General features: G+C 73.1%; 6 protein-coding genes. 2 read left to right on the forward strand and 4 right to left on the reverse strand.

Features of this window, described 5'->3' with window-relative positions; all coding sequences use genetic code 11:
* The first annotated feature begins 149 nt into the window (after positions 1-149).
* A complete protein-coding gene (locus ACFWI9_RS06285) occupies positions 150-1,013 on the forward strand; it encodes a thioredoxin domain-containing protein (RefSeq protein WP_387159350.1) in 864 nt (287 codons plus the stop codon).
* Between the two features lie 110 nt (positions 1,014-1,123).
* Positions 1,124-2,062, forward strand: coding sequence for a prolipoprotein diacylglyceryl transferase (gene lgt / locus ACFWI9_RS06290; protein WP_387159351.1), 939 nt, complete (start codon positions 1,124-1,126; stop codon positions 2,060-2,062).
* Between the two features lie 135 nt (positions 2,063-2,197).
* Here lgt and ACFWI9_RS06295 read toward each other — a convergent pair whose 3' ends face one another.
* The 4 genes from ACFWI9_RS06295 to ACFWI9_RS06310 all read right to left on the reverse strand — a co-directional run.
* Positions 2,198-3,112, reverse strand: a complete 915-nt coding sequence (locus ACFWI9_RS06295; RefSeq protein ID WP_387159352.1) for an HpcH/HpaI aldolase/citrate lyase family protein — start codon at positions 3,110-3,112, stop codon at positions 2,198-2,200.
* The gene (locus ACFWI9_RS06300; RefSeq protein WP_387159353.1) at positions 3,109-4,341 is read right to left on the reverse strand and encodes a CaiB/BaiF CoA transferase family protein; all 1,233 of its coding nucleotides are present in this window, start codon (positions 4,339-4,341) and stop codon (positions 3,109-3,111) included. The genes ACFWI9_RS06295 and ACFWI9_RS06300 overlap by 4 nt, the downstream gene beginning before the upstream one ends.
* A 65-nt stretch (positions 4,342-4,406) precedes the next feature.
* Positions 4,407-5,318, reverse strand: a complete 912-nt coding sequence (gene rbsK / locus ACFWI9_RS06305) for a ribokinase (protein WP_387159354.1) — start codon at positions 5,316-5,318, stop codon at positions 4,407-4,409.
* A partial coding sequence (locus tag ACFWI9_RS06310) for an ADP-ribosylglycohydrolase family protein (protein WP_387159355.1) occupies positions 5,315-6,594 on the reverse strand: 1,280 nt, incomplete at its 5' end. The genes ACFWI9_RS06310 and rbsK, both read right to left, overlap by 4 nt.

The following is a 6,594-nucleotide window of genomic DNA, read 5'->3' on the forward strand; positions in this document are numbered from 1 at the left end:
GTGTGGGGGGTGGGGGGGGCCGCCGGGCGGGGCGGTCCCAGGCGCCGCGCCCCCCCCCCCCCCCGCGCGCCACCCCCCCCCGTCCCCCTGGGCGTCCCCCCCGCGCTGGGGGGCGCCCACCCCCCCCCCCCCCGGTTCGTTGCTCTGGCGTGAGCGAGAAGAACCCTGATGGTCCTGACGGAAGGCGGGCCGCCCGCGAGCGGCTCGTCCGCGGACGTGAGCTGGACAAGGCGCGCGAGAAGCGGCGGCGCCTGCTGATCGTGTGCGCGGCCGTGGTGTGCGTGCTCGGTCTCGCCGCGGTCATCGGCGTGATCGCCGCCAACGCGGGGCGCAAGGACAGCCAGTCCACCAAGGAGACGACAGCCCCGCCGACCGGACCGGTCGCCGCGCCCAGCGGCGCCACGGGCGGGAACCAGCCGGCGATCACCGTGGGCAAGGCCGACGCGCCGTCCACCCTCACCGTCTGGGAGGACTTCCGCTGCCCGGTGTGCGCGCAGTTCGAGACCACGATGCGGGACGCGATCCACGAGCTGGTGGACTCGGGGCAGCTCAAGGCCGACTACCACTTCGCCACCATCATCGACGGAAACCTCGGCGGCACCGGCTCGGTGCGCGCCGCCAACGCGGCGGCGTGCGCCCAGGACGCCGGGAAGTTCGTCGAATACCACGACCTGCTGTTCGAGAACCAGCCCTCGGAAGCCCAGGACGCCTTCGGGGACAACGCCGAGCTCATCCAACTCTCCGCGCAGGTCGAAGGGCTGGACACCCCTGCCTTCCGCGGCTGCGTGGAGAAGGGCACGTACGACGCCTGGGTGAACAGGTCGGCCGAAGCCTTCCACACCGCGGGGCACCGCGGCACGCCCACGGTGCTGCTCAACGGCGAGCCGATCTTCCCCGCGAAGGGCGGCGAGCCCCTCACCCCCGACAGCCTGAGGACATGGGTCGCCGAGGCGAACAAAGGCAGGCAGCCCGGTACGGCCTCGGCACCGCCGAGTACACCCGGGACCTCGTAGGGGCTGCTTCCGGTCTTATGGCCGTAAGCTGCCATTCGACTGCTCGTTACCCAGACGTTGCCCGGCGGGTCGCCATGGTTCCGGCCCGGCAAGGTAGCGTCGGTGGTGCCATGGACCTTGCCTACATTCCCAGCCCGTCGACCGGTGTGATCCATCTCGGACCGGTACCGCTGCGCGGCTATGCCTTCTGCATCATCATCGGTGTCTTCGTCGCCGTCTGGCTCGGCAACAAGCGCTGGATCGCCCGCGGCGGCAAATCCGGCACGGTGGCCGACATCGCCGTGTGGGCGGTGCCGTTCGGCCTCGTCGGCGGCCGTCTGTACCACGTGATCACCGACTACCAGCTGTACTTCAGCGAGGGTGAGAACTGGGTCGACGCCTTCAAGATCTGGGAGGGCGGGCTCGGCATCTGGGGCGCGATCTCCCTCGGCGCGGTCGGCGCGTGGATCGGCTGCCGCAGACGGGGCATCCCGCTGCCCGCGTACGCCGACGCCATCGCGCCCGGAATCGCCCTCGCCCAGGCGATCGGGCGCTGGGGCAACTGGTTCAACCAGGAGCTGTACGGCAAGAAGACCGACCTGCCCTGGGCTCTTGAGATCAGCGAGGGTGTCAACCGGGAGCCCGGTCTGTACCACCCGACCTTCCTCTACGAGTCGCTCTGGTGCATCGGTGTCGCCCTGCTGGTGATCTGGGCCGACCGCCGCTTCAAGCTCGGGCACGGCCGCGCCTTCGCGCTCTATGTGGCCGCGTACTGCGCGGGCCGCGCCTGGATCGAGTACATGCGGGTGGACGAGGCGCACCAGTTCCTGGGCCTGCGGCTGAACGTCTGGACCGCGATCATCGTCTTCGCGCTCGCGGTGGCCTACATCGTGGTCTCGGCGCGGCTGCGTCCCGGCCGCGAGGAGGTCGTGGAGCCCCCGAAGGCCGCCGGCGACGCCGCCGGCGACGCCGACTCCACGGCGACGGACCCCGAGGACGCCGCACCCGTGGGCCTGGGCAAGGCCCGCCGTGGCGACGCGACGGACTCGGAGACCGCGCGGAAGGGCTGACTCCGGGCCTGAAGGCCGCTTGACCACGACGGTCGGGCGGCCTTCGCCGTTTCTGCCCCTGGCCCGATTCCCGGCCGATCCCTGGCCCGGCCCCTGCCCTCTGCCCCCTGCTGCTCCTGTTCGTGCCGCCCTCGCTCAGGCGCCACGGCGAGCCAGTGAGAGCGTGCGGTGCGCCGTCGCCACCACCGCCGCGTCGACGAAGCGGCCGTCCGGAAGAGCGAGCGCCCCCGCGTCGGTCTCAGCCGCCTCGACGATCTCCTCGGCCTGCTCCACCTCCTCGGGGCTGGGCAGATACGCCCGCTCGATGACCGCGAGCTGCCGCGGGTGGATCGCCGCGCGGCCCAGGAAGCCGACAGCCCGGCCGTGGGCACACGACTCCGCGAGGCCGTCCAGATCGCGGATGTCGGGAAACACCGACTGCGACGGCGGCGCGAGCCCCGCCGCCCGTGCCGCGACCACGATGCGGCTGCGCGGCCAGTCGAGCCCCCGGTCGTCCCGTACCCCGAGGTCGGCCCGCAGATCGGCCTCGCCGAGGGCGATGCCGTGGACGGCGGGCGTCGCGGTCGCGATGGCGTACGCGTGCTCGACCCCGGACGCCGACTCCAGCAGGGCGTACAGCCCCGTGCCCGGGGCGAGCGACGCCGGACCCAGGATGTCAGTGGGGTGTGTCACCTTGGGGATGCGCAGAGCGGACAGGCCGGGCAGTCCGGCCAGTGCAGGGATGTCCCGCTCGGCGTGGATGCGGACATGGACCGGTACGGGCTGGGAGGAGGTGAGCAGTTCGGCGGTCGCGGCGAGGGCGTATGCCTTGCGCTCGGGCGGGACCGCGTCCTCGAGGTCCACGATCACGACGTCGGCGCCGCAGTTGAGCGCCTTGTGGACGACGTCGGGGTGGTCGCCCGGGGCGTACAACCAGGTGAGCGGGGTTGTTTCGGGAGTCGGAGTGGTCGGGGTAGGCGCGGTATCGGAGGGAGTCGCGGTGTCTGCGGGAGGCGCGGTGGCGGCGGGAGTGGCGGTGGCGGAGGCGGCATTGCCCCGGCGGGCCCTCATAGCGCGCCTTGGCGGCGCAGTGCGGCGATCCGCTCGGGCGTAAGCCCGAGCTCGCCGAGTACGGCGTCCGTGTCCGCGCCATGCGGCCGGCCCGCCCAGCGGATCCGGCCGGGGGTGGCGGAGAGCCGGAAGAGCACGTTCTGCATCCGGATCGTTCCGAGCTCCGGGTCCTGGACCTCGGTGATGGCGTCCAGCGCGGCGTACTGAGGGTCGGCCATCACGCCCCTGACGTCGTACACGGGAGCCACCGCGGCCTCCGCTTGCTCGAACGCCGCCAGTACCTCGGCGCTGGTGTGCCGGGCGATCCAGGCGCCCACCGCCTTGTCCAGTTCGTCGGCGTGCTCGGCCCGGCCGCTGCCGCTGGCGAACCACGGCTCGTGCGTCAGCTCGGGCCGCCCCACCAGCCGCATCACCCGTTCGGCGACGGACTGGGCCGAGGTGGAGACCGCGAGCCAGGCACCGTCGGACGTCCGGTAGGTGTTGCGCGGGGCGTTGTTGAGGGAGCGGTTTCCGGTGCGCGGCTGCACATAGCCGAGCTGGTCGAACCAGATGGGCTGGGGGCCGAGCATGGTGAGGATCGGTTCGATGATGGCCATGTCCACGACCTGCCCGTGACCGGACGCGGCACGCGCGGTCAGCGCGGTCATCACGGCGTATGAGGTGGCCAGGGCCGCGATGGAGTCGGCCAGACCGAAAGGAGGCAGGGTCGGCGGCCCTTCGGGTTCACCAGTGATGGCGGCGAAGCCGCTCATCGCCTCGGCCAGGGTGCCGAAGCCGGGCCGGCGGCAGTACGGCCCGAACTGCCCGAAGGCGGTGACTCTGGCGAGCACCAGCCGGGGGTTGACGGCGCTCAGCTCGTCCCAGCCGAGCTCCCACCTCTCCAGGGTGCCTGGGCGGAAGTTCTCGACGACCACGTCCGCCGTGGCGGCGAGCCGCAGCAGCGTCTCGCGCCCACCGGGCGTGGCCAGATTGAGGGTGATGGCGCGTTTGTTGCGACCGAGCAGCTTCCACCACAGGCCGACTCCGGCCTTGTCGGGTCCGTGCCCACGGGACGGATCGGGCTTGGACGGGTGTTCGACCTTGATGACCTCGGCGCCGAAGTCACCGAGCATCGTGGCGGCGAGCGGCCCGGCGAAGAGGGTGGCGAGATCGAGGACGCGCAGCCCGGCGAGCGGACCGTCCCCGGCGGGATGAGGGGCGGCGGCACCGTCGGCTTCGGGATCGTGCATGAGGGTTCCAAGCTCCTTCGGTGGCTGCGGGGGTCCGGACCTGGTCTGACGAGAGGCCGGCACGTTCAGCGGACCGGGGCGGCGCCTCCGTCCGCGGCCTTGTCGATCTCCGGGCGGGTGGGCATGGCGGAGGAGGCGCCTGGGCGCTGCACGGAGAGGGCGGCGGCGGCCGACGCCCAGACCATCGCCTCGTGCATCGGCCTGCCCTCGACCAGGGCCACCGCCAGGGCGCCCACGAAGGTGTCGCCCGCCGCCGTCGTGTCGACCGCGCGCACCCGGGGGGCGGGCACCCGCACCGGCTCCGCGCCGCGGGCCAGATGGAGGCTGCCCTCGGCCCCCAGCGTGACGACCACTTCGGGCACTTGGCGCAGCAGCGCGTCGGCGGCGGCGTGCGGGTCCGCCGTGCCGGCGAGCAGGGCCGCCTCGTGCTCGTTCGGCACCAGCAGATCGACGGCCGCGAGGAGTTCGGGCGGCAGGGGCTGGGCCGGGGCCGGGGTGAGGATGGTGCGCACCCCGTGGCGGCGGGCGGCCTCGGCCCCGGCGAGAACCCCGGCGAGCGGCAGTTCGAGCTGGAGCAGCAGTGCGTCGGCGGCGGCGATCACAGCCTCGTCACCGGGGGTGAGATGGTCCACGGTGCCGTTGGCGCCCGGGATGACGACGATCGCGTTGCCGCCCTCGTCGTCCACGACGATATGCGCGGTACCGGAGGCCGTGTCGACGGTGCGCAGCAGATCGGTGTCGACGCCGGAGTGCTCCAGGGTGTCCCGTAGCCGGGCGCCGAAATCGTCCGAGCCCACCGCCCCGATCATCGACACGTCGGCACCCGCCCGAGCGGCGGCGACGGCCTGGTTCGCGCCCTTGCCACCGGGAATCGTGCGGAACTCCCGCCCCGTCACGGTCTCTCCGCGCTCGGGCGCCCTGGGGACGTAGGCGACAAGGTCCATATTGGTGCTGCCGAGCACCACGATGCCGGTCATGGGCGTACGTCCTCCTGAGGGATCGGGGCTCGCGCGACGAGGTCGGCGGTGAGGCGGGCGAGGGCGTCGAAGCCGGTGCCGTCGAAACCGCCTACGGTGGTGGCCAGCCGGTTCTTGAGCGGGGCGGTCCACCGCTCGGGCAGCCGGTCCGGATGCCCGGCGAGCAGCCCTGCGAGCGAACCGGCGGTGGCGCCGTTGGAGTCGGTGTCCCAGCCGCCGGATACGGCCCGGCAGACGGAGCCGCCGAAGTCGCCGTCCGCATGGGTGAGCGCCGCGCACAGCAGGGCGGTGTTGGGGATGACATGCACCCAGTGGTACCCACCGAACGCGGCGTGAAGCCGGTCCACCACGGTGTCGAAGTCGGCGTGACGCCCGGCGGTCTCGATCCCGGCGCGGATCGCCCCGGCCAGGCGCGATCCGGGCGGCACGACCCGCAGCCCCGTGCGCAGGCACTGGTGCACGTCCGCCCGGCCGGTCGCGGCGTCGGCGAGCGCCGCGGCGGTGAACATCGCGCCGTACACGCCGTTGGCGGAGTGGGTGAGGGCCGCGTCCCGATACGCCTGGGCCGCGGCGGTGGCGGGGTCGCCCGGGCGGGTCCAGCCGTGTACGTCGGCCCGGATCGAGGCGCCGATCCACTCCCGGAAGGGGTTGTGGTGGGTGGCGGTGAGCGGTGGTTCCAGCCCGGCGAGCAGATTGCGGTACGCGACGCGCTCGGCGGTGAAGGTGCGGGCGGCGGGGAGTTCGTCCAGCCACAGCCGGGCCACGTCGGCGGTGGCGAAGCCGTCCCCGTACCGCTGGAGGAGCAGCAGGTTCAGCAGCGGGTAGTTCAGGTCGTCGTCCTCGGGCATCCCGTCGATGTTCTCGGCGAGACAGGTCGGCGCGGACCTGCGGTTCCAGGGGTAGGCGGTGAGCAGCTCCGGGGGGACACCCTTCGCGGTGAACCAGCTGTCGAGCGGCCAGTTGCCCACGGCGCGGGCCAGGGCGCGGATACCGGCGAGGGGGAGCTTCTCTACGGGTTTGCCCAGCAGACAGCCGGCGGCACGGCCGACCCAGGCGGCGTGCAGGCGGTCCTGGAGGCTCCCCAGGGCCCTTTCCGGGGGTGACATCCCAGGCCAGGCAGGGCAGGCGGCGATGATCCCCGCCAGCGAGGCCGGCTCGTCCCGTGCCAACGGGGAGGGCAGTGAGTCCAGTTCGTCAAGGAGCAGCAGCGCCAACGACCGGATACGGGGTCCGGCGGGGACCGCGGACGCCCCCGCCGCGGGAGGCGCGTCGGGGC

It is taken from the genome of Streptomyces sp. NPDC127084 (genome assembly GCF_042724175.1).
Taxonomy (GTDB): Bacteria; Actinomycetota; Actinomycetes; order Streptomycetales; family Streptomycetaceae; genus Streptomyces.